The sequence below is a fragment of the Cellulomonas alba genome (assembly GCF_030362835.1).
In the GTDB taxonomy this organism is placed as follows: domain Bacteria; phylum Actinomycetota; class Actinomycetes; order Actinomycetales; family Cellulomonadaceae; genus Cellulomonas; species Cellulomonas alba.
In genome coordinates this window covers 2,018,197-2,038,858 of sequence record NZ_JAUCGQ010000001.1, presented here as the reverse complement: position 1 = coordinate 2,038,858, position 20,662 = coordinate 2,018,197, and the positions used below count along the sequence as shown (strand labels likewise).

General features: G+C 76.1%; 17 protein-coding genes and 1 riboswitch. Of the genes, 6 read left to right on the top strand and 11 right to left on the bottom strand.

Annotated features, from left to right (window positions below; all coding sequences use genetic code 11):
* Positions 1-90 precede the first annotated feature (90 nt).
* Positions 91-1,236: a GmrSD restriction endonuclease domain-containing protein gene (locus tag QRT04_RS09345; RefSeq protein WP_289454941.1), complete on the bottom strand. Its 1,146-nt coding sequence runs from the start codon at positions 1,234-1,236 to the stop codon at positions 91-93.
* A 213-nt stretch (positions 1,237-1,449) separates the two neighbouring features.
* Between QRT04_RS09345 and QRT04_RS09340 the strand changes: the two genes are divergently transcribed.
* On the top strand, positions 1,450-1,866 hold the full coding sequence (locus tag QRT04_RS09340; RefSeq protein ID WP_289454940.1) for a hypothetical protein: 417 nt from the start codon (positions 1,450-1,452) through the stop codon (positions 1,864-1,866).
* Between the two features lie 31 nt (positions 1,867-1,897).
* Here QRT04_RS09340 and QRT04_RS09335 read toward each other — a convergent pair whose 3' ends face one another.
* The 4 genes from QRT04_RS09335 to QRT04_RS09320 form a co-directional block, all read right to left on the bottom strand.
* On the bottom strand, positions 1,898-4,897 hold the full coding sequence (locus QRT04_RS09335; protein WP_289454939.1) for an AAA family ATPase: 3,000 nt from the start codon (positions 4,895-4,897) through the stop codon (positions 1,898-1,900).
* The gene (locus tag QRT04_RS09330; protein ID WP_289454938.1) at positions 4,897-6,033 is read right to left on the bottom strand and encodes an exonuclease SbcCD subunit D; all 1,137 of its coding nucleotides are present in this window, start codon (positions 6,031-6,033) and stop codon (positions 4,897-4,899) included. The genes QRT04_RS09335 and QRT04_RS09330 overlap by 1 nt, the downstream gene beginning before the upstream one ends.
* Positions 6,034-6,069: 36 nt before the next feature.
* Positions 6,070-6,462 carry an STAS domain-containing protein gene (locus tag QRT04_RS09325; protein WP_289454937.1) on the bottom strand — a complete coding sequence of 131 codons (393 nt, stop codon included), beginning with the start codon at positions 6,460-6,462 and terminating at the stop codon, positions 6,070-6,072.
* A 155-nt stretch (positions 6,463-6,617) separates the two neighbouring features.
* Complete coding sequence (locus QRT04_RS09320) at positions 6,618-7,118, bottom strand: aminoacyl-tRNA deacylase (RefSeq protein ID WP_289454936.1); 501 nt, start codon at positions 7,116-7,118, stop codon at positions 6,618-6,620.
* Positions 7,119-7,313: 195 nt separating this feature from the next.
* Between QRT04_RS09320 and QRT04_RS09315 the strand changes: the two genes are divergently transcribed.
* Positions 7,314-11,924: a DUF3418 domain-containing protein gene (locus QRT04_RS09315; RefSeq protein WP_407653581.1), complete on the top strand. Its 4,611-nt coding sequence runs from the start codon at positions 7,314-7,316 to the stop codon at positions 11,922-11,924.
* 7 nt (positions 11,925-11,931) lie between these two features.
* On the opposite strand, the gene QRT04_RS09310 is transcribed toward QRT04_RS09315, so the two are convergent.
* The 4 genes from QRT04_RS09310 to QRT04_RS09295 form a co-directional block, all read right to left on the bottom strand.
* Positions 11,932-12,894 (bottom strand): hypothetical protein, encoded by a 963-nt coding sequence (locus QRT04_RS09310; RefSeq protein ID WP_289454935.1) that lies wholly within the window; start codon positions 12,892-12,894, stop codon positions 11,932-11,934.
* Positions 12,887-13,435: a sigma-70 family RNA polymerase sigma factor gene (locus QRT04_RS09305; RefSeq protein WP_289454934.1), complete on the bottom strand. Its 549-nt coding sequence runs from the start codon at positions 13,433-13,435 to the stop codon at positions 12,887-12,889. Before QRT04_RS09305 ends, QRT04_RS09310 begins: the two co-directional genes overlap by 8 nt.
* A 117-nt stretch (positions 13,436-13,552) precedes the next feature.
* Positions 13,553-14,365, bottom strand: coding sequence for an ABC transporter permease (locus QRT04_RS09300; protein ID WP_289454933.1), 813 nt, complete (start codon positions 14,363-14,365; stop codon positions 13,553-13,555).
* Positions 14,362-15,321, bottom strand: coding sequence for an ATP-binding cassette domain-containing protein (locus tag QRT04_RS09295; RefSeq protein ID WP_289454932.1), 960 nt, complete (start codon positions 15,319-15,321; stop codon positions 14,362-14,364). The genes QRT04_RS09300 and QRT04_RS09295 overlap by 4 nt, the downstream gene beginning before the upstream one ends.
* Positions 15,322-15,402: 81 nt before the next feature.
* Here QRT04_RS09295 and QRT04_RS09290 point away from each other — a divergent pair, with 81 nt between their 5' ends.
* From QRT04_RS09290 to QRT04_RS09280, 3 genes are all read left to right on the top strand, one after another.
* Complete coding sequence (locus QRT04_RS09290; protein WP_289454931.1) at positions 15,403-16,530, top strand: TetR/AcrR family transcriptional regulator; 1,128 nt, start codon at positions 15,403-15,405, stop codon at positions 16,528-16,530.
* 177 nt (positions 16,531-16,707) lie between these two features.
* Positions 16,708-17,316 carry a DNA-3-methyladenine glycosylase I gene (locus tag QRT04_RS09285; protein ID WP_289454930.1) on the top strand — a complete coding sequence of 203 codons (609 nt, stop codon included), beginning with the start codon at positions 16,708-16,710 and terminating at the stop codon, positions 17,314-17,316.
* 54 nt (positions 17,317-17,370) lie between these two features.
* Positions 17,371-17,586, top strand: a complete 216-nt coding sequence (locus tag QRT04_RS09280; RefSeq protein WP_289454929.1) for a hypothetical protein — start codon at positions 17,371-17,373, stop codon at positions 17,584-17,586.
* 6 nt (positions 17,587-17,592) lie between these two features.
* On the opposite strand, the gene QRT04_RS09275 is transcribed toward QRT04_RS09280, so the two are convergent.
* Positions 17,593-18,780 carry an RNA polymerase sigma factor gene (locus QRT04_RS09275; RefSeq protein ID WP_289454928.1) on the bottom strand — a complete coding sequence of 396 codons (1,188 nt, stop codon included), beginning with the start codon at positions 18,778-18,780 and terminating at the stop codon, positions 17,593-17,595.
* 32 nt (positions 18,781-18,812) lie between these two features.
* A complete protein-coding gene (locus QRT04_RS09270) occupies positions 18,813-19,166 on the bottom strand; it encodes a YciI family protein (protein WP_289454927.1) in 354 nt (117 codons plus the stop codon).
* Positions 19,167-19,433: 267 nt separating this feature from the next.
* Positions 19,434-19,531: riboswitch (SAM riboswitch) on the top strand.
* 41 nt (positions 19,532-19,572) lie between these two features.
* Between QRT04_RS09270 and QRT04_RS09265 the strand changes: the two genes are divergently transcribed.
* A complete protein-coding gene (locus QRT04_RS09265; protein WP_289454926.1) occupies positions 19,573-20,661 on the top strand; it encodes a methylenetetrahydrofolate reductase in 1,089 nt (362 codons plus the stop codon).
* The last annotated feature ends 1 nt before the right edge of the window (position 20,662 follow it).

Genomic DNA, 20,662 nt, shown 5'->3' with positions numbered 1-20,662 from the left:
GCGCGTGCGGCTCGACGCCCGCGCGGGGTCACGGCCCCGACCCGCGGGCGGCGGGGCTCGACCACTGCGGGCCGCCGCGCCGGGGCGCGTTCAGGGCCTGGACTCGCAGGCGACGCCGTCCCCGTCGCGGTCGAGCCTCGGCCCGTAGCCGGGGTCGCCCCGGTGCAGCGGCGCGGCACCCGCCGCCCAGGCGGCCGCACAGTTCGCGTAGACCGCCGTCCCGCCCGACGACGAGCCGGTCGACCCCGTGCCGCTTGCGGACGACGAATCACCGGACGCGCCGCCGCCCGGCTCCGAGCCCGTCGACCCCGCACTGGAGGACCCCGCGCCGCCGGTTGCGCCTGTGCCCGAGGCGCCGGCCGCCGCGCGCGGGTTCGCCGGCGGCACCGCGGAGCCCGCGGGCAACGGCTGCCCGGGGCACGCCGCGAGGATCCGTGCGATCGCGTCGTGCTCGGCCTGCGTCACCCAGAGCCCGTACGTGTACTTCACCGCGACCTGCCGCGCGACGTACGCGCAGCGGTAGGCCTTCCGCGGCGGCAGCCAGGTCGCGGCGTCGCCGTCGCCCTTCTGCGCGTTCGTCGGACCGTCAACAGCGAGCAGCTCGAGGGGGTCGTTCGCGAACGCCGTCCGTCGTGCGGCGTCCCACTGCTGGGCGCCCTTCTGCCAGGCGTCGCCGAGCGCGACCACATGGTCGATCTGGACCCGCTGCGAGGTGCCGACACCGCGGACGAAGTCGATGGTCGTGCCCGTGTAGGGGTCGTGCAGCGTGCCGGACGCGATGACGCACGCGTCGCGGCGCACCGGGTCGTCGAGGTCACGCGCGAGCACGTCGTCCCGGGTGTCGCACCCGTTGCGGTCGACGTCCTTCCACGCCGGGCCGAACTCGTCGCGCGTGTAGCCGGTCATGGGGGCGCGGCCCTTGATCCGCAGGAGCGCGAGGGCGGCGAGCGCGGTACCCGTCCGTCCGGCGTCTCCCGCGGTGGGCGAGCCGCCTGTTGGTGCCGGGGACGAGGCCGCGGGCGTCGAAGCCGCGTCGGCGGGCCCGCCGGGGCCGGTCGTCGAGCTCGCGCTCGGGGGGGCACCGGTCGGGCTCCCGGCCCCGCCGACCGGGCGGCCGCCGTGCTCGCGCGTGAGCCCGGCATCGGTGGCGGCCGGCTCGCACCCCGCGAGCAACGCGCTGCCGAGCGCGGCGACTGCGATCCAGCGGCGTGCGCAACCGGTTCGGAGCGGGCTCATACGTGGTGCATCGGCACGCCCGCGCGCGTTCTGCACCGCGCCCGTGCGACGCCGCGCGAACGGCCCGCGGGGGTCGTCGCCGAGCGGCCGTCCCACGGGCGCGCCGCGTTCGAGATCGCCCGGTTTCGTCGCCATTTCGCGGCCGGAACTTGATGGCGTACGTCACAGTCGCGACCTAGCCTGAGGGCAAGGCACGAGGAAAGAACGGGCACGATGGCGTGGCTCATGCTGGGAATCGTCTTCATCACGCCGGCGCTCGTCTTCAAGGGGTTCTGCTTGCTGTTCCCCACCGCTGACGAGCCGCCGCGATGGCGGATCAAGCTCGCGCGCCGGCTCGACCGGCTCGCGTCTCGGCTGCGCCGCGAACCCGCCGCCGAGACCGACCCGTTCACCGCGCTGCGCGTGCAGGAGCGCCTCGGCGCGGTCGCCGACCACGTGCGCTCGCTCGAGATCGACGTCCACACGTTCGCGCGGGCCGAGCGGATCATCGCGTCCCAGCTCGCGTACGACCAGCTCCTCGCCGAGGCGTGCCAGCTCGCCGGCGTCGAGGTCGAGCAGCACCCGACCGGTGATCCCGCCGAGCGGTTCCGCGAGGAGGTCGAGCTCGCCTCCCGCGGCTGGACCTGGTGACCGCCCGCGCGCGCGGACTGCTCGCGGGTGCTCAGCCGGCCCGGACCGTCAGCCGCGACGGACCGTCGGCCGTCGGCCGCACCTCGATCCGGTCGGCGATCGACTGCTTGAGCGCCTCGACGTGCGACACCACGCCGACCACCCGGCCGCCGGCGCGCAGCCGTCCGAGCTCGACGAGCACCTGGTCGAGCGTGTGCGGGTCCAGCGAGCCGAAGCCCTCGTCGACGAACAGCGTGCCGAGGTCGATCCCGCCGGCCTCGGCGGTGACGACGTCGGCCATGCCGAGCGCCAGGCAGAGCGACACGTAGAACGTCTCCCCGCCCGAGAGCGTGCGCGGGTCGCGCAGCTGCTCGGTCCGGTGGTCGAGCACCCGCATCGCCAGGCCGCGGCGCCGGCTGGACACGTCCTCCTTCTCGTCGCTGCGCGCGAGCTCGAACCGGCCGTCCGACATCGCGACGAGCCGGTCGTTGGCCGCCGCCACGACGTCCTCGAACCGCCGGGTCAGCACATAGGTGGCGAGCGAGAGGCTGTGCGCGTTGTCGCCGCCCGTGCCCGACGCGAGCCCGGCGAGCCGCGCGACCGGCGCCGCGGCGGTGCGGGCGTCCTCGAGGTCGAACGCGCACTTCGTCGCGCCGGCGACCGCGGCGGACGTCGCGTCGGCCAGCTCGCGCGCGAGAAGTGCCGCACCGGATGCGACGTCGGCCTCGGTACGAGCCGCCTGCTCCGCCGCCCTTGCGGCATCGAGGTCGACCGTCGCATCCGGCGCGAGCGCTGCGATGGCGTGGTCGGCGCGCGCGCGGCGGTTCGCCTCGACGGCCGCGTCGAAGTCGGCGACGGTGCGCGCGAGGGCCGCGACGTCGGCAGGCTCGAGCCATGCCGCGGCCGCGTCGTCCGCAGACGGGAAGCCGTGCTCGGCCAGCGCCGCGTCCAGCTCGACCCGTCGGGTCAGCTCGGCCGCCTCGGCCGCCTGCTGGGCGGCGAGCGCGTGCGCGAGACCCTCGGCGGCGTCCGCCCGCTCCGCGACCGCCGCATGCCGGGCCGCGACCGTCGGGAAGCCCTCGCACGCGCCCGCGACGCCCGCCTCGTCAGCGCCGAGCGCCTGCTCCGAGGCGAGCAGCTGCGCCTCTGCGGCGCTCGTACGCGCCGCCGCGGTGTCGCGCTCGTCGCGCCGGCGGCCCGTCTCCGTGTCGTGGGCGGCCGAGGCCGCCTCGAGCGCCGCGACCTCGTCCAGGCCGGCCCGCGCCTCCGCGAACGAGGCTCGCGCCCCGACGAGCTCGGCCGCGACCGACTCCGCCGTCGCCGAGCCGACCACCTCCTCGAGCCCGGCCACGCGCTCCCGCAGCGCAGCGACCTGTGCCGACGCCTGCGTCAGCGCGCTCTCGGCGGCCTTGCTCGAACGTTCCGCATCGGTGACCTGCTCGGCAGCGACGTGATCCGAGCCGAGCCGAGCCTTGTGCGGGTGCTCCGGGGAGCCGCACACGGGGCACGCGTCCCCGGGCGAGAGCCGCTCCGCCAGCTCGCCGGCGAGCCCCGCGATCCGGGCCGCGCGGAGCTGGGTCTCGACCTCGAGGGCCTCGCGCGCCACCTCGGCCGCCTCGCGGACGGCCCGGTCGCCGGCGGCGAGCTCGTCGCGCGCGGCGTCGAGCGCCAGGACACGCTGGGCAGCCGCCTCGATCTCGCGGACGCGCGCCTCGCGCGGTGCGGCGAGGGCACCGAGAGCGCGCGCCGCGTCCAGGCGCGTCACCAGCTCGGTGCGCTCGGGCGCGCGGCGGGCGAGCCATGCGTCGTGCGCCGCCACCTCCGCCTGCAGGTCCTCGACGCCGATCCGCGCCGCCTGCACCGCGCGTCGGGCGGCGACGAGCCCCGCCTCGACCCGCACCCAGTGCTCCAGCGCGGCACCCTCGCCGAGCGCGGCGTCGCGCGCCGAGCGCAGCGCGGACTCGTCGGGCGCGAGCGCCGCCAGGTCGGTGGGCGCCGCGTCGCATGCGGCCTCGAGGTCCTTGCGTGCGGCCTGCGCGGCGACCCGCGACGCCTCGGCCGCCGTCAGGAGCGGCCGCACCGCCTGGGCCGAACGCGCCGCCGCGACCCGCGCACGCGCCGCCTCGCACTGTGGCGCCGCCCCCGCCAGCTGGCTCGCCTCGACGGCCAGCGCCTCGCGGCGTCGCAGCAGCCCGTCGAGCTCGACGGCCGCGTCGAGCGCGCCACGCGCCAGCCGGCTCGCCGCCTGCGCGTCGACAGCGACCCGCGCCGCGGCGTCGGCCTGCGCCACGAGCGCCGAGGCCCGCGTCGTCAGCTCCGCACGGACGGCGTCGGCCGGCGAGGCCACCAGCGCCGTGACGGCCTCGGCGTCCTCGCCGGACACCCGCGCCGCACCGACCACGTGCGCGAGCGACACCGCGAGCTCCGCGCGCGCCGCCTCCACCGCGCGGTCCGCCTCGCGGCGGAGCTCCGCGAGCCGCTGCCCGATCCGGTCGTAGACCTGGGTGCCGAAGATCCGCTGCAGCAGACCGCGCCGGTCCTCGGGGTCGGCCCGCAGGAACTTCGCGAACTCGCCCTGCGGCAGCACGATCGTCTGCACGAACTGCGCCCGGTCGAGGCCCACGACCCGCTGGAGCTCGGCGCCCGCCTCGTCGAGCCGCGTCGCGAGCACCTGCTCCTCGCCGTCGGGCGACACGCGCCAGAGCACGATCGACGCCTGCTGGAGGGTCGTGCCGGAACCGCGCCTCTTGGCGCGCTGGTACGCGGGGGTGCGCCGCACGCGGAACGTGCCGGCCTGCACCTCGAACGTCAGGTCGACGACGCTCTCGACGTCGTCGCCGGCGTACGCGGACCGCAGCCGGTCCTCGCTCGCGTCGGCGGACGCGACCTTCCCGTACAGCGCGAACACGACCGCGTCGATGATCGTCGACTTGCCCGCGCCCGTCGGCCCCTCGAGCAGGAACAGGCCTCCGGCGGCGAGCGCGTCGAAGTCGACCGTGTACTGCTCGGCGAACGGTCCCACGGCCTGCAGGGTGAGCGATCGGAGTCGCATCAGGCGCTCCGCTCCGCCGCGGCGACGTCCTCGTACGCCCGCCGCAGGACGGCGAGCTCCTCGGCCGACGGCGCGCGACCCGTGACGTGCCGGACGAACTGCGCGGAGACCTCCACCGGGTCGGCGGCCGCGCTGACGTGCGCGGCGCGCGCCGCTGCCTCGGCGACCGGCGGCCGGTGCTGCACCACGAGCGCGTGCGGGAACCGGGCCCGCACGCGGGCGAACAGGTCCGCGGGGCGGTCGGGGTCCGTGACCGTCACGCGCACCCAGTGGTCGACGTGCGGCTCCCCGGTCGCGCCGAGCAGTGCCTCGAGGTCGCCCGTGACGTCCGCGAGCCGCCTCGGCACGGGCGCGGGCTCGAGCCGCGTCGTCACGCCCTTCGCCCCGAGCTCGACCACGACCGTCGACTTCGCGTGGTGCTGCTCGGAGAACGAGTACGCGAGCGGCGAGCCCGAGTAGCGCAGCACCGTGCCCGCGGGGCCGGTGAGCCCCTGCGGTCCGTGCAGGTGACCGAGGGCGACGTAGTCGGTGCCGGCGAAGACACCGGCCGGCACGTGGTCGACGCCGCCGACCCGGATGTCGCGCTCCGATTCGCTCGCCTCGCCGCCGACGACGAACGCGTGCGCCGCCACCACCGACCGCACGCCGCGCCGCGCGGCGTCGGCCCGCACGCGCCCCATCGCGGCCGTCATCACCGCCTCGTGCGAGCGGGCCAGCGGCTCGTCGCCGCCCAGCTCCGCGCGGACCGCGTCGGGGTCGAGGTACGGCAGACCGTAGACCGCGACGTCACCGAGAAGCACAGGGGAGTCGAGCTCCGCGACGCGCGTGCGCAGCCGCACCCGCTCGCGCATGAGCGGCGCGCCGAACCCCAGCCGCGTCGCCGAGTCGTGGTTCCCGGACGTCAGCACGACGGCCGTGTGCTCCGTCAGCCGGGCGAGCGTCTCGGACAGCAGCGTGACGGCCTCGACCGGCGGGATCGCGCGGTCGTACACGTCCCCCGCGACGACGACGGCGTCCACCCGCTCGTCGCGCGCGAGCCCGACCAGGTGGTCCAGGTACGCCGCCTGGTGGTCGAGCAGGTCGACCCCGTGCAGCGACCGGCCCAGGTGCCAGTCGGACGTGTGCAAGAACCGCATGCGGGGACCGTAAGCCCCGCCACCGACACGACCGCGTCAGCCGACCGGCACGTCGTCAGGAAGGGTGTGGACGTCGGTCACGTCGCCGCTCGACGGGCTCGCGACCTCGTCCTCGAGCTCGGCGCCGAGGCCGACCATGTCGAGCACGTCACGCATCACGCGGTGCGGGTCGTGCAGCGTCAGCGGGATGCCGGCCTCCGACGTCGCCAGGTGCAGCTGCAGCACGAACGCCAGGCCCGACGAGTCCACGAACGTGGCACGCGACGAGTCGACGACCACCGGCAGCCCGGTGACGAGCGCGGCGCCCATCGACGCGCTCGCCTCGGCGCGGAGCGCCGCGTCGACCTCTCCGACGAAGACGATGACCGTCCGCGTCTCCTGCGCCTCGACCCGGATGGTCCCGGCCGGCGCATGCTCGATCGCGCTCATGGCTCCCTCGTCCTGACGGCTGCTGTCCCGGCGACGCTGCCGGCCGCGGTCCGTCTCGTCCAACGTACGCCAGCCCACCGACGTTCCCGTGACGCCGCAGGTGGCGCCAACCAGAGTGGGGGTGCGGCGGCGGATGCGCCAGTCGAACGGCCTGGTCAGCCCTCCGCCGGCTCCGTGACGTCCGCCACGGTCGCGGCCAGGGCCCGCACCAGGTCCGACCCCGCGAGCGTCGCCGCGACGCCGTGCGCGCCCGCACCGATCGACACCGGCCGCCCCGGCACGCGCGAGTCGCTGACCACCGGCAGCTCGCGCAACGAGCCGAACGGGGTGATCGTGCCGCGCTCGTAGCCTGTGACGCCGCGCGCGGTCCCCGCGTCGGGCATCGACAGGCGGCTCACGCCGAGCAGCGCGCGCAGCTTGGGCCAGCTGATGGCGCGGTCACCCGGCACGAGGACGAACAGGTAGTCCTCGTCGCCGCGCCGCACGACGATCGTCTTGATCACGTCCGCGGGCTCGACGCCGCGCGCGGCCGCCGCCTCCGCGAGCGACGACACCGGCCCGTGCCGGGTGAGGTCGAAGGGGACGCCGGACGACTCCAGCGCGGCGCGGGCGCGGCGCTCGCCGTCCGTCGGGCGCTCGGTGACGGGCTCGCTCATCGCGCCAGCGTAGGACGGCTGCGCGCACAGCGCCGGTGCGCCGGTCGGCTGACCGTCGGTGCGGAGAGTCCGCGCGCGAGCGGCGGTTCGACGCCCGCCCGGCGCGCGGCGACTGCGCTGTCCGCACCGACGGACGCGCACCGACCCGCCGCTCGGCGCGATAACCGCTCGGTGCGCCTGGGAGAATGGTGCGTCGTGACCACGCCCGCCTCCTCGCCGTCGCCCGACGGCCGCCGCGCCCCTCGCCGGGCCGGCCGCGGCCGCGGGCACGCGCACGGCGGCCGTCCCGGTCAGGCGGGGCCCGCGTCGCACGGCGCCGACGCCACGAGCGGGCGCGACAGCCGCCGCGACGCAGGGCGTGATGCCGAGGGCGCCCGTCGCGGCGCCCGCGACGACGCGCGCCGTGCCGCCCTGGCTCGCGCACGCGAGGCCGTCGCCCTCCCGCCGATCGCCTACCCCGAGCAGCTGCCGGTCAGCGCGCGCCGGGCCGACATCGCGGCGGCGCTGCGCGACCACCAGGTGGTCGTCGTCGCCGGGGAGACGGGGTCGGGCAAGACGACGCAGCTCCCCAAGATCGCGCTCGAGCTCGGGCGTGGCCGCGCCGGCCAGATCGGCCACACGCAGCCGCGGCGCATCGCGGCCCGCAGCGTGGCGGAGCGGATCGCGGAGGAGCTCGGCACCCCGCTGGGCGAGGCCGTCGGCTACCAGGTCCGGTTCACCGACACGTCGAGCGACCGGACGCTCGTCAAGGTCATGACGGACGGCATCCTGCTCGCGCAGATCCAGCGCGACCCGATGCTGCTGGCGTACGACACGCTGATCATCGACGAGGCGCACGAGCGCTCGCTGAACATCGACTTCATCCTCGGCTACCTGACGCGCCTGCTGCGGCAGCGGCCGGACCTCAAGGTCGTCATCACGTCCGCGACGATCGACTCGGCGCGGTTCGCCGCGCACTTCGCCGGCCCGCCCGATGACGAGCACCCGGACGGCGTACCGGCCCCGGTCGTCGAGGTCAGCGGCCGCACGTACCCCGTCGAGATCCGCTACCGACCCCTGTCGCCCGACGCGCTCGGCACCGAGGACGACGACGACGAGGGCGCGTCGGCGCGCGCGACCGCCCGAGCCCCCCGCGCCGCCCGCGGCGAGCAGGACCGCGACCTCATGACGGGCATCACCGACGCGGTCGACGAGCTGTGCACGCTCGGCCCGGGCGACGTGCTCGTCTTCCTCTCCGGCGAGCGCGAGATCCGCGACGCGGAGGACGCGCTGCGGACGAGCCTCGGGGCGCGCGCGACCGACCCGCGTCACCCGCAGGCCGTCGAGCTCCTGCCGCTCTACGGCCGCCTGTCCGCCGCCGAGCAGCACCGCGTGTTCGAGGCGCACGGCACGCGCCGCGTCGTGCTCGCCACGAACGTCGCGGAGACGTCGCTGACCGTGCCGGGCATCCGCTACGTCGTCGACCCGGGCACCGCCCGGATCAGCCGCTACTCCAAGGCGACGAAGGTCCAGCGGCTGCCGATCGAGCCGATCTCGCAGGCGTCGGCGAACCAGCGTTCCGGGCGCTGCGGCCGCGTGGCCGACGGCGTCGCGATCCGGCTCTACTCCGAGGACGACTTCGCGGCCCGCCCGCGGTTCACCGAGCCGGAGATCCTGCGCACCTCGCTCGCGTCGGTGATCCTGCAGATGATCGCGGTGGGCGTCGCCGGCAGCCCGGAGGACGTCACCGACTTCCCGTTCGTCGACCCGCCGGACGTGCGCGCGGTCCGCGACGGCGTGCAGCTGCTGACGGAGCTCGCGGCGCTCGAGACGGTCCGCGACGACGCGGCCGCCGCCGTTCCCGCGCCCGTTCCCGGGCCCGAGCCGGACGCCGAGAACGGTGTCGCCACGGCGGGCACCCAGGCCGACGCCGGCCGCGCGCCCAGCCGCGTCGTCACGCGACTCACCGAGACCGGGCGCGCGCTCGCGCAGCTGCCGATGGACCCGCGCCTCGCGCGGATGATCGTGGAGGGCGGCCGCCGCGGGGTGGCGCGCGAGGTCGTCGTCATCGCCGCCGCGCTGTCGATCCAGGACCCGCGCGAGCGCCCCGCCGACGAGCGCGACCGCGCCGACCAGCTGCACGCGCGGTTCGCCGACCCGACGTCGGACCTGCTCGCGTACCTCAACCTGTGGCACTACCTGCGCGACCAGCGGCGCGAGCTGTCCGGGAACGCGTTCCGCCGCCTGTGCCGCGCCGAGCACCTCAACTACCTGCGCATCCGCGAGTGGCAGGACGTGGTGACGCAGGTCCGCGACCTGACGAAGCCGCTCGGCATCCGCTGGACGCCGGACGGCCCCGCAGCCCCGGCTCCCGCCCCGGCCACGCACGCCCAGACGCGCACCTCTCGGCAAGATGCGCACACCGATGTGCGCGGGTCGGCGGGAATTGCGGAGCTCGACGGCGCGCCGGACGCCGGCGTCGAGGCCCCCGACCCGCTCGCCCGGGGCGCGCTGCGCCGCGAGTGGGACGCCGACCGCATCCACCAGAGCCTGCTCGCCGGTCTCCTGAGCCAGATCGGCATGCAGGAGGCCACCGAGGTGGCCGCGCCGCGTGCCGGCGCCCGCCCGCAGCCGGACCGCCGCAAGCCGCGCCCCCGCAACGAGTACCTCGGCGCCCGCGGCGCACGGTTCGCGATCTTCCCGGGCAGCGGGCTCGCCAAGCGGCCGCCGTCGTGGGTGATGGCCGCGGAGCTCGTCGAGACGTCGCGGCTGTGGGCGCGGGACGCGGCGCGGATCCAGCCCGAGTGGGCCGAGGAGCTCGCGGCGCACCTCGTCAAGCGCACGTACTCCGACCCGGGCTGGTCGTCGAAGCAGGGTGCCGCGACCGCGACCGAGCGCGTGCTCCTGTACGGCGTCCCGATCGTCGCGGGCCGGCGCGTGCTGTACGCGAAGGTGGACCCGGCGGCGGCGCGCGAGCTGTTCGTCCGGCACGCGCTCGTGCAGGGCGAGTGGACGACGCACCACCAGTTCTTCCACGAGAACCGGCGGCTGCTCGCCGAGGCCGAGGGACTCGAGGCGCGGGCCCGCCGGCGGGACCTCGTGGTCGACGACGACGTGCTCTTCGACTTCTACGACGAGCGGCTGCCCGACGACATCGTCAGCGCGCGGCACTTCGACCAGTGGTGGAAGGGCGCGCGCCGCCGCGACCCCGACCTGCTCACGTACACGCGCGAGCTGCTCGTCGGCGACGAGGCGATCGACGAGTCCGCGTTCCCGAGCCGCTGGCCGCAGGGCGACCTGTCGCTGCCGCTCACGTACCAGTTCCAGCCGGGCACGGAGGCCGACGGCGTGACGGTCCACGTGCCGCTGACGGCCCTCCCGCGGCTGACGCCCGACGGGTTCGACTGGATGGTGCCGGGCCTGCGCCACGAGCTCGTGGTCGCGACGATCCGGTCGCTGCCCAAGCCGCTGCGCGTGCAGCTCGTGCCCGCGCCCGACGTGGCGCGGGAGGTCGACGAGTGGCTGACGGCGCACACCGCTGCGTGGGACGACACGGTCCGCGCGGGTGACGCGGCGCCCTCGTTCCACGACGCGTTCCGCTCGGCGGTCCGCGCGGTGCGCGACGTCGACGTGCCGGCCGACGCCTTCGAGGACGACAAGCTGCCGCCGCACCTGCGGATGACGTTCCGCGTGGTCGGCGACCGCGGCGGTGTCGTCGACGAGGGCAAGGACCTGCAGGCGCTGCAGCGGCGTCTCGCGTCTCGCACGCAGGAAGCCGTCGACTCGGCGGTCCGGACGGCGGTGCGCGCCGCGATGGAGGAGGCGCGCCGCGCGGCCGGCCCGGCCACGGGCGCGGGAGCGGGCACCAGCACCGGCGGCGCGTCCGCCGACGCCGCGACGTCGGGCCGAGCTCGTGGGTCGGCACGGCCGACGTCGGGGGCTCGCGCCGCGCAGGAGTCCGCCGAGCGCGCGGCTGTCAGCGCTCTCGCACGCACGGGCCTGACGACCTGGCCGGCGGACCTCGCCGCGCTGCCCGACGTCGTCGAGGCGGGCGCCGTGCGTGCCTACCCGAGCCTGGTCGACGAAGGCGGCACGGTCGCGATCCGCACGCTCGCCGACCCCGCGACCCGCGACCGCACGCACCGAGCCGGGCTGCGCCGCCTGCTGCTGCTCGACGTCGGGCTCCAGCCCGCCCGCATCACGTCACGCTGGACCGGCACGCAGGCGCTCGCGCTCGCGTCGAGCCCGTACAAGGACACGAACGCGCTGGTCACCGACGTGCAGCTCGCGGCGATCGACCGCCTGATCACGACGCCGGCCACGACCGCAGCGGCCTACGCCGAGCTGCGCGCGCACGTCCGCGCCCGCCTCGAGGACGAGGTGCACGCGCTGGTCGGCACGCTCGTCCAGGTGCTCACCGCGTGGCGCGAGCTCGACGCCGACCTGCGAGGCGCCACGAGCCTCGCCCTGCTCGCGACCGCACAGGACGTGCGCGCCCAGCAGCAGCGGCTCGTCCATGGCGGCTTCGTCGCGGAGGTCGGCGCCGACCGTCTCGCGCAGCTGCCGCGCTACCTGCGCGCCGCCCGCCACCGGCTGACGAAGGCCGCGGAGAGCCCGCAGCGCGACGCCGACCTCGCGTGGCAGGTGCGGGACGTCGAGGACGCGCTCGACGCCGCGCGCCGCGCGCAGCCCGACGACCCCGCGCTGACCGAGCTGCGCTGGCTCGTCGAGGAGCTCCGCGTCAGCCTGTTCGCGCAGCAGCTCGGCACGCCCGTGCCGGTGTCGCCGCAGCGCATCCGCAAGGCGCTCGCCGCGGCGACCCGCTGAGGCGGCGTCACGGCATCGGCTGGACCGGCCCGTCGCGCCCGGCCACCAGCTCGCCGCACGACACCTCCGACGCTGTGACGACGACCGGAGCGTCCGCCTTCGCGCCCCGCGCGACGACGACGCGGCTCTCGTTCGTCGCGTGCCGCGCGCCGGCGTCGAGGTCGATGAACGTGCGGGACACGTCGTAGGTGCCGTCCGGGTTGCGCACCGCGTCGAGACCTGCGAGCCGGAGCGCACCGCCGACCAGCGTGCACCCGGCACCCGTGCCCTGATCGCCCATGCCGCGGTCGAAGGTGTACGGCAGGCCCTGCGCGTTCAGCACCTCCGTCACCGCGCACCCCGCGAGCGAGTACACCTGCGCCGACCGGCTGAAGTCGACGAGCGCGATCGGCACGTGGTCCGACTGGACGAGCTGCACGACGGCCGACGCCTGGATCGGCGACGCGCTCTCGATGTCGATCCAGAACGTCGCTCCGGAGGCGGTCGTGATGCCGAACCGGCGCTGACCGTCGTCCTCGGTCGCGAGCCACGCGCGATCCGGCCGGCCGTCGCCGTCGACGTCCACGACCTGCCGGACGTCGGCTCCGACCGGCACGCCCCCGCCACCGGGCGAGCAGCCCGCCGCGGTCGGTGTGGAGGTGAAGGTGGGGGTCGCGGCGCCGCTCTCCGTCGGTTCCGGGTCCGCGGACGGCTCCGGCTCCCCGGTGGGCGTCGGGCTCGACGCCGCGGTCGAGCCCGTCGCGGCAGGCAGCGGCGGCTCACGGTCCCCGGGTGCGCCGAGCCACACGACCGCGCCGACGACGCCGACCGCCGCGACCGCACCGACACCCTCGCCCCAGTGCCGGAGCGTGCGGCGTCGGCGGACGAGACGCTTCGCGCGCGCCACGGCACCCGGCGCGGCGGCACGTCCGGTGTAGCCGCTCTCGAGTGCGCGCTCCGCGCGCCAGAGCATGTCGCCGAGATCAGGCATCGCGCGTGCTCTCCGTTCTCACGAGGCGGACGGGCGTCCGGTCGGCGTCGGCGGTGGCCCCGAGGTGGGCCGCGAGCAGCGCGAGCCCGTCGGAGGTGTAGCGCTTGACGGCCCCGTCGCTCAGCCGGAGGGCCGCGGCGGTCTGCGCGACGGACAGGTCGTCGAGGTGCCGCAGCACGACGCAGGCGCGCTCGCGCGGGCCGAGCAGGTGCAGCGCCGCGACCAGGTCCCGGTCGACGCCCGCGAGCGCCGGCTCGGCCGCCGCGGCGTCGGTGCGCCCGGCCAGCCGCTCGACCGCCCGGCGCTCGCTGGTGCGCGAGCGGGCCCGGTCGATCGAGCGGCTGACGATGGCGCGACGCACGTACTGCTCGGCCTGCTCGACCGAGCCGAAGCGGGCTCGGCCGCCGAACGTCGCCACCAGGGCGTCCTGCACGAGGTCCTCAGCCTCGGCAGGAGTCGCCGCGACGAGCGCGGCCCGCGCCAGCAGGCGCGCGTACCGCTCCCTGACCAGGGTCTCGAGCAGCGGCTCCCACCTGCCCACGGGACCTCCCTCGAGTCCGTCGCGACCGTCGCTCTCCAGACAACGGATCGGGCCGCGATCCGGTTGGGCCACGCCGTCCTCAGCGTGGCGCACACCCGGCCCGCGGCCCGCCCGCTGCTACGTGGCGCGCCGGAACAGCAGCGCCGCCGCGGCCCGGCCGACCACGAGGATCCCGACGCACCATGCGAGGGCTGCGACCCATGTGCCGGTCGACACGGGCATGCCGAGCAGCAGGCCGCGCACGGTGTCCGTCACGGGCGTCACCGGGTTGTACCCCGCGATCGTCTCGAGCACCGCCGGCATGGTCGCGGGCGCCACGAACGCGCTCGAGACGTACGGCAGGAACAGGATCGCGAACGTGAACCCGCTGGCCGCCTCGGGGCCGGACGCCACCAGCCCGATCGCCACGGCCACCCACGTCAGGGCGAGCACCCACAGCGCGACGAGCCCGAGGGCCGCGACCCACGCGCCGGCGGACGCGTCACCGCGGAACCCGACGAGCAGGGCGACGCCGATCACGAGCGCCGTCGAGATCGCGTTCTTGGCGAGGCTCGCGGCGACGTGGCCGGTGAGCACTCCTGTCGGCCGGATCGGCATCGACCGGAACCGGTCGACGATGCCGCCGGTCGCGTCGGTCGCGACGTCGACGGCCGTCCCGGCGGCGCCGTACCCGGACGTCAGCAGGATGATGCCGGGCACGACGAAGTCGACGTACCGCCCGGTGGAGTCGATGGCCCCGCCGAACACGTAGACGAACATCAGCAGCAGCATCACGGGCAGCAGCACCGAGATCAGCACGGTGTCGAGCTGCCGCGTCGAGTGGCGCAGCGAGCGTCCGACCAGCGCGAACGTGTCGCCGACGCCGGGGCGGGCCGCGGCGGGGACCGGCGCGGTGGCGCGTGGTCCGGTGGTGAGCGTGGTGGCGGTCATCGGGGCTCCCGGGTCGTGACGAGGACGGGTGAGGGGTCGACGTCGGCGTCGGGCGCCGAGTCGCGCGTCTGGCCGACCGCCGGGGTGTCCGGCGCGCTGCCGGTGAGCTCGAGGAAGACGTCGTCGAGCGTCGGCGTCCGCACGGCCCAGCGGTCGACGGCGATGCCGCGTCGCTCGACGTCCGCGAGGATGCGCCGCACGTCGGGCACCGAGCCGTCGGTCGCGATGCGCTCGACCCCACCGCCCGCGACCGCGAGCTCGACGTGCGCCGAGCCGACCGTCTGCTTGAGCTCGGCGGGCGTGCCGCGCGCGATGACGCGGCCGTGGTCGATCACCGCGACCGTTCCGGCGAGCCGGTCGGCCTCCTCGAGGTACTGCGTCGTCAGCAGCACGGTCGCGCCGTCCGCGACCACGCCGCGGATCACGTCCCACAGCCCGTTGCGGCTGCGCGGGTCGAGGCCGGTGGTCGGCTCGTCGAGGAACACGACCTGCGGCCGCGCGAGGAGTCCCGCCGCGAGGTCGAGCCGGCGCCGCATGCCTCCCGAGTAGGTCTTGACGACGCGGCGCGCGGCGTCCTCGAGGTCGAACAGGGTGAGCAGCTCGGCGACCCGCGCGCGGATCGAGGTGCGCGGCAGGTGTGCGAGCCGCGCCATGAGCCGCAGGTTCTCCTCGCCCGTCAGCAGCTCGTCGACGGCCGCGTACTGCCCGGTGAGGCTGATGGCCGCGCGCACCGCGCCCGGCTCGTGCACGACGTCGTGCCCCGCGACGCTCGCGGTGCCGCCGTCGGGGCGCAGGAGCGTCGACAGGATCCGGACGGTCGTGGTCTTGCCGGCGCCGTTCGGGCCGAGCAGGGCGAGCACCTCGCCCCGGCCGACGTCGAGGTCGACCCCGTCGAGCACGGTCAGGTCGCCGTAGGCCTTGCGCAGCCCCCGGGCGACGACGACGTTCTCGGTCATCGCGATCTCCGTTCTGTGTACGTCGTAAACTGTGTGTGTATGTCATACACACTTATAGGATCAGCGGTCAAGGAGGTACCGATGGCTCAGCAGGACGAGGCCGCCGCGAGCGAGGACGAGCGCCGGGAGGCGGAGGCCGCACGGCGCGAGGCCGAGGCGCTGCGCCGCGACCGCGAGAAGGCCGACGCCGCTGCGGCGAAGGAGGCCGCTCGGCTCGACCGCGAGCGCGAGAAGGCCGAGCGCCAGCGCACGCGCGACGCCGAGAACGCGCAGCGGGAGCGCGAGAAGGCGGCCCGCGACGCGGCGAAGGAGGCCGGCCGCGCGCACCGTGAGGCCGCGAAGGCGCAGCGCTCCGCGGCGCTCGCGGAGCAGCGCGCGAACCGCGAGGCCGAGCGCGCGCTGGCCCAGGCGCGGCGCGCGGAGGGGCCCGACGACGGCGCCGAGCTGCGCGCCGACCTGCCCCCCGACCTTGCGGTCCTCTGGCGCCGGCCCGCCGCACCTCGCCGGGGGCCGCGGCCCGGGCTCACGGTCGAGCAGATCGCCGACGCCGCGATCCAGCTCGCGGACGACGAAGGGCTCGACGCCGTCTCGATGGCGCGGCTCGCCGAGTCGCTCGGCTTCACGACGATGTCGCTCTACCGGTACGTGGCGTCGAAGGACGACGTGCTGATGCTGATGTCGGACCGCGCGGCGGGTGTGCCCGTCCCGTCGGGGCCCGAGGTCGGCGACTGGCGTGCGCGGCTCGAGGTGCTGCTCGAGCAGATGCGGCCGATCCTCGCGTCGCACCCGTGGATGAGCCGGACGACGAACCTGCTGTTCGCGGTCGGCCCCAACCGGCTCGCGTGGATGGAGGCGCTGGTCGACGCGCTCGACGGCACGCCGCTCACCGAGACCCAGAAGCTCCAGGCAGCGGGCGCCCTGAGCAGCCACCAGCTCGAGTGGGCGCGGCTCGTCGAGGCGGACCAGAGCCGGCGGCGGGCGCTCGCACGCACGCGCGGCGGATCCGAGCCGACCGGCGAGGACGACCCGAACGCCGTGATCGTGCGGCTCGTGACGCCCGACGAGCACCCCGCGCTGATGCGCGCCGTCGCGGCCGGGGTGTTCGACGCCACGGGGCCGGGCGGCGGGCAGGAGGCCGAGGCGCTCGACTTCGGGACGACGCTGATCCTGGACGGGATCGCCCGGCTGGTGGAGGGCGCCGAGGGCTGACGAGCTGGCGGGCCCCGGCGCGCCGAGCGCTGGACGACGGGCCGACGAGGGGGCGACCGCGCCGAGCGACGACCGTCCCTGCCGCGCCGAGCCGCCCACAGCCCCGGCCCGGAGGCACCCCTCCCCGGCGGCGCGACGCCGGGCCACCGTGTCGGTCCCGGGGGCCCGACGCGACGCATGCCCGGACTCGCCGCCGCCCGTCCCACCCTCGACCCGACCGCCGTGCTCGGCCGCTGCTTCGGCGACGGCGACCCGCTCTACGCCGCGTACCACGACGACGAGTGGGGCACCCCGGTCCACGACGAGCACGCGCTGTTCGAGCGGCTCGCGCTCGAGGGGTTCCAGTCGGGCCTCGCGTGGATCACCGTGCTGCGCAAGCGCGAGGCGTTCCGCTCGGCGTTCGCCGGTTTCGACCCCGAGGTCGTCGCGACCTACGGCGAGGCCGACGTCGCCCGGCTGATGGCGGACGCCGGCATCGTCCGCAACCGCGCCAAGATCGAGGCGACGATCGCCAACGCCCACGCCCTGCGCGCCCTCCACGAGGCAGGCCGCACGCTCGACGAGGTGCTGTGGTCGCATGCCCCCGCCGCCACAGACCGCCGGCGACCTGAGACGTGGGCCGACGTTCCGGCCGTGACGCCCGAGTCGCGCGCGCTGGCCAAGGAGCTCAAGTCGCTCGGGTTCCGCTTCGTCGGTCCGACCACGGCGTACGCCGCGATGCAGGCCTGCGGCCTCGTCGACGACCATCTCGCTGGCTGCCCGGTGCTGGTTGGTCCCATCGGGTGACCTTCGTTCACCCTGCTCGGCTTCGGGACGGGCTCCGGACTACCGTGCTTTCGCATGACCGAGATGCCCGACGCGCACGACCGCAACGACGCGGTCCGCGGTGCGCGCGAGGCGCTGCTCGGCTCGACCGACCCCGACGCGCACCTGCTGGAGGCCGTCCAGGACGGGCTGCTGTCCGTCTCCGCCGGCTCGCCGACGTCGTGGTTCGACGTCCCCTCGCAACGCAGCCCGCGCCACTACCGCCACCTCACCCCGCGCCGCCCCGACTGACGCGAGTCAGCCCCGGACGGCGGCGAGCGCGCCCGTCAGGAACGCGCGCTCGGCGCCGTTGTCCGTCAGCGCGATCGCCCGCTCGTACGCCTCGGCCGCCTCGGGCCGCCGGTCGCAGCGCCGCAGCAGATCGGCGCGCACCGCGTGGAACGCCACATACCCGTCGAGCGGCAGCGGGTCCACGAGCGCCAGCCCCACCTGGGGCCCGTCGAGCTCCGCGACCGCGACCGCGCGGTTGAGCGCGACGACCGGCCCGGGCGCGACCGTCATCAGCTGGTCGTAGAGCGCGACGACCTGCCGCCAGTCCGTCGGAGGCTCGCTGTGCACGGCCTGGATCGCAGCCTGCAGCTGGTACGGCCCCGGGCGCCCGATCCGCAGGCACCGCCGCACCAGCGCGCGGCCCTCCTCGGCGAGCGCGGCGTCCCACCGCGCGGGGTCCTGGTCGGCGAGCAGCACGAGCGACCCGTCGGCGGCCCGGCGCGCGGCCCGGCGCGAGTCGGAGAGCAGCAGCAGCCCGAGCAGGCCGAGCACCTCGGGCTCGTCGGGCATCAGCTCGGCGAGGAGGCGCGCGAGCCGGATCGCCTCGGCCACGAGGTCGGCGCGCGCCAGGTCGTCGCCGGCGGTCGCGGTATGCCCCTCGGTGAAGACGAGGTACACGACCGCGAGCACGGCCGGCAGCCGGTCGGGCAGGTCGGCGTCGCGGGGCACGCGGTACGGGATGCGCGCGTCGCGGATCTTGGCCTTGGCCCGGACGATGCGCTGCGCGAGCGTGGCCTCGGGCACCAGGAAGGCGTGCGCGATCTCCGGGGTGGTCAGGCCGCCGAGCAGCCTCAGGGTCAGCGCCACCTGTGCGGGCTGCGCGAGCGCCGGGTGGCAGCACGTGAACACGAGTCGCAGCCGGTCGTCGCGCACCGGACCCTCCTCCTCGTCGCCGGGCTCGGCGCCGTCCGGCGCGGCCAGCAGCGCCGCCTGGGTGTGCTTGTGGTCGCGAACGGCGTCGCGCCGCAGGCGGTCGATGGCCTTGCGGTGCGCGGTCGTCAGGATCCAGCCCGCGGGGGCCGGGGGCAGACCGTCGCGCGGCCACCGCTCGAGCGCGACCGCGAACGCCTCCTGGACGGCGTCCTCCGCGACGTCGAGGTCGCGGAACCGGCGCGTGAGCACCGCGACGGCGCGGCCGTGCTCGGAGCGGAACACGGCCGCGACGTCTGCCGCGGTGGCCGTGGCGATCAGCTGCCGGGCCCGTCGCGGAACGGGCGCACCTCGATGCGCAGGGTCGTCGCCCGGGCCAGCCGGCCGCCCCAGTCGAGCGCGGCGTCGAGGTCGGGCACGTCGATGATCGTGAAGCCGCCGAGGTGCTCCTTGCTCTCGGCCCACGGCCCGTCGGTGGCGACGACGCTGCCGTCCTGCGCGCGCAGCACGGTCGCGGTAGCCGGGTCGTGCAGGCCGCCGCTGAACACCCACACGCCGGCGTCGCGCATCTGGGTGTCGACCTCGACGACGTCACGGATGATCGGGTCGAGCACCTCGGGCGCGGGCATCGGTCCGTCGGGCTCGATCACGCTGAGCAGGTACTGGGCCATGTCGGGACCTCCTCGTCTGCCGGTGGCTCGGTGCCACCGTCTCGCGCCCTACACGAACGCGCGCGCCGCGAATCGACAGCCCACCGGCACGGCGTGCGCGCCCATTCTCGCGAGGTCGCCGCCCCCGGGGCCTTGATACCTGCCGCATCCACGCGCGCTCGCGCACACTGGGAGGACAGATCGGACCGAGTGCCTGCGTGGCGAACGGCGGCGTCTCGACATGCGGAGGCGGTTGCTCACGATGTGGTCGGGCGTCTAGCATCGCCGCAACCATCCAGAGCGGCCGAGAGACCTGGCTCGTCGACGCCGCAGCAACCCCCCTCGTCACCGAGGGTGTCGGGTGCTTCCGCCAGGACCGATGGAGTTGAGACGCGATGCCCGCACCCCGCCGACGGACGGCACGGCCGTGAGCGCCGCCACCGCCGACCCCGCGACGCCCACCGGGCAGGCCGCGGCCGTCGACCCGGGCGCGCTGCTCGCGCAGACTGCCCTGGTGGACGTTCGCACCGACGTCGCGCACGACCTCGACGAGGCCGTCGCGCGCGAGCGCCCGCGCGGCGCGGTCGACCGTCCCACCGTCTCGTTCGAGCTGTTCCCGCCGCGCAACGTCGAGGCCGCGCCCCGCACGTGGGAGACGATCCGCGCGCTGGAGGCGGCGCAGCCCGACTTCGTCTCGATCACGTACGGCGCGTCGGGCCGGACCCGCACCACGAGCCGCGCGCTCGTCAGCCGCCTGCTCCGCGAGACGAGCCTCAACCCGATCGCGCACCTGACCTGCGTGGGCACGAGCCGTCACGACATCACGACGATCGTCGAGGAGTTCCTCGACGAGGGCGTGCGCTCGTTCCTCGCCCTGCGTGGCGACCCGCCGGCCGACCAGCCCGACTGGCGCCCCCACCCGGACGGCGTCGACACCGCCGCCGGCCTCGTCGAGCTGCTCCGCGAGATCGAGCAGCGCCGCTGCGCCGGTAGCGCGGCCCAGGCCGTGCGCGCCCGCGTCCGGCCGCTGTCGATCGCGGTCGCGGCCTTCCCGCGCGGCAACGCGGCCACCGGCGGCACGCGCGCGCAGGACGTCGCGGCGCTCCTCGCCAAGCAGGAGGCGGGCGCGGACTTCGCGATCACGCAGGTGTTCTTCGACGCCGACGCGTACCTCGGTCTGGTCGCGGAGGCCCGCGAGGCCGGCGTCACGATCCCGATCATCCCGGGCATCATCCCCACCACCGACCCCGCCCGGCTGCTGCGCGTGCAGGAGCTCACGGGCGTCGAGGTGCCGCGCGACCTGCTCGACCTGCTCGGCACCGCAGAGGACGAGCTCGACCGGCACCGCCGGGGCATCCGCGCGAGCGTCGACCTCGTCAACGGCGTGCTCGACGGCGGGGCACCCGGCATCCACCTCTACACGTTCAACCAGCACCACCCCGCACTGGACCTGCTCGAGGGCGCGAACCTCGACGGCGGAGCCCGCCGGCAGGCCGACCGACCCACGAGGGACTGAT

Coding starts and splice junctions, on each gene's coding strand:
- QRT04_RS09345 (WP_289454941.1), bottom strand. CDS start 1,236: ATGAGCCCGCTCCGAACCGGTTGCGCACGCCGCTGGATCGCAGTCGCC.
- QRT04_RS09340 (WP_289454940.1), top strand. CDS start 1,450: ATGGCGTGGCTCATGCTGGGAATCGTCTTCATCACGCCGGCGCTCGTC.
- QRT04_RS09335 (WP_289454939.1), bottom strand. CDS start 4,897: ATGCGACTCCGATCGCTCACCCTGCAGGCCGTGGGACCGTTCGCCGAG.
- QRT04_RS09330 (WP_289454938.1), bottom strand. CDS start 6,033: ATGCGGTTCTTGCACACGTCCGACTGGCACCTGGGCCGGTCGCTGCAC.
- QRT04_RS09325 (WP_289454937.1), bottom strand. CDS start 6,462: ATGAGCGCGATCGAGCATGCGCCGGCCGGGACCATCCGGGTCGAGGCG.
- QRT04_RS09320 (WP_289454936.1), bottom strand. CDS start 7,118: ATGAGCGAGCCCGTCACCGAGCGCCCGACGGACGGCGAGCGCCGCGCC.
- QRT04_RS09310 (WP_289454935.1), bottom strand. CDS start 12,894: ATGCCTGATCTCGGCGACATGCTCTGGCGCGCGGAGCGCGCACTCGAG.
- QRT04_RS09300 (WP_289454933.1), bottom strand. CDS start 14,365: ATGACCGCCACCACGCTCACCACCGGACCACGCGCCACCGCGCCGGTC.
- QRT04_RS09295 (WP_289454932.1), bottom strand. CDS start 15,321: ATGACCGAGAACGTCGTCGTCGCCCGGGGGCTGCGCAAGGCCTACGGC.
- QRT04_RS09290 (WP_289454931.1), top strand. CDS start 15,403: ATGGCTCAGCAGGACGAGGCCGCCGCGAGCGAGGACGAGCGCCGGGAG.
- QRT04_RS09285 (WP_289454930.1), top strand. CDS start 16,708: ATGCCCGGACTCGCCGCCGCCCGTCCCACCCTCGACCCGACCGCCGTG.
- QRT04_RS09280 (WP_289454929.1), top strand. CDS start 17,371: ATGACCGAGATGCCCGACGCGCACGACCGCAACGACGCGGTCCGCGGT.
- QRT04_RS09270 (WP_289454927.1), bottom strand. CDS start 19,166: ATGGCCCAGTACCTGCTCAGCGTGATCGAGCCCGACGGACCGATGCCC.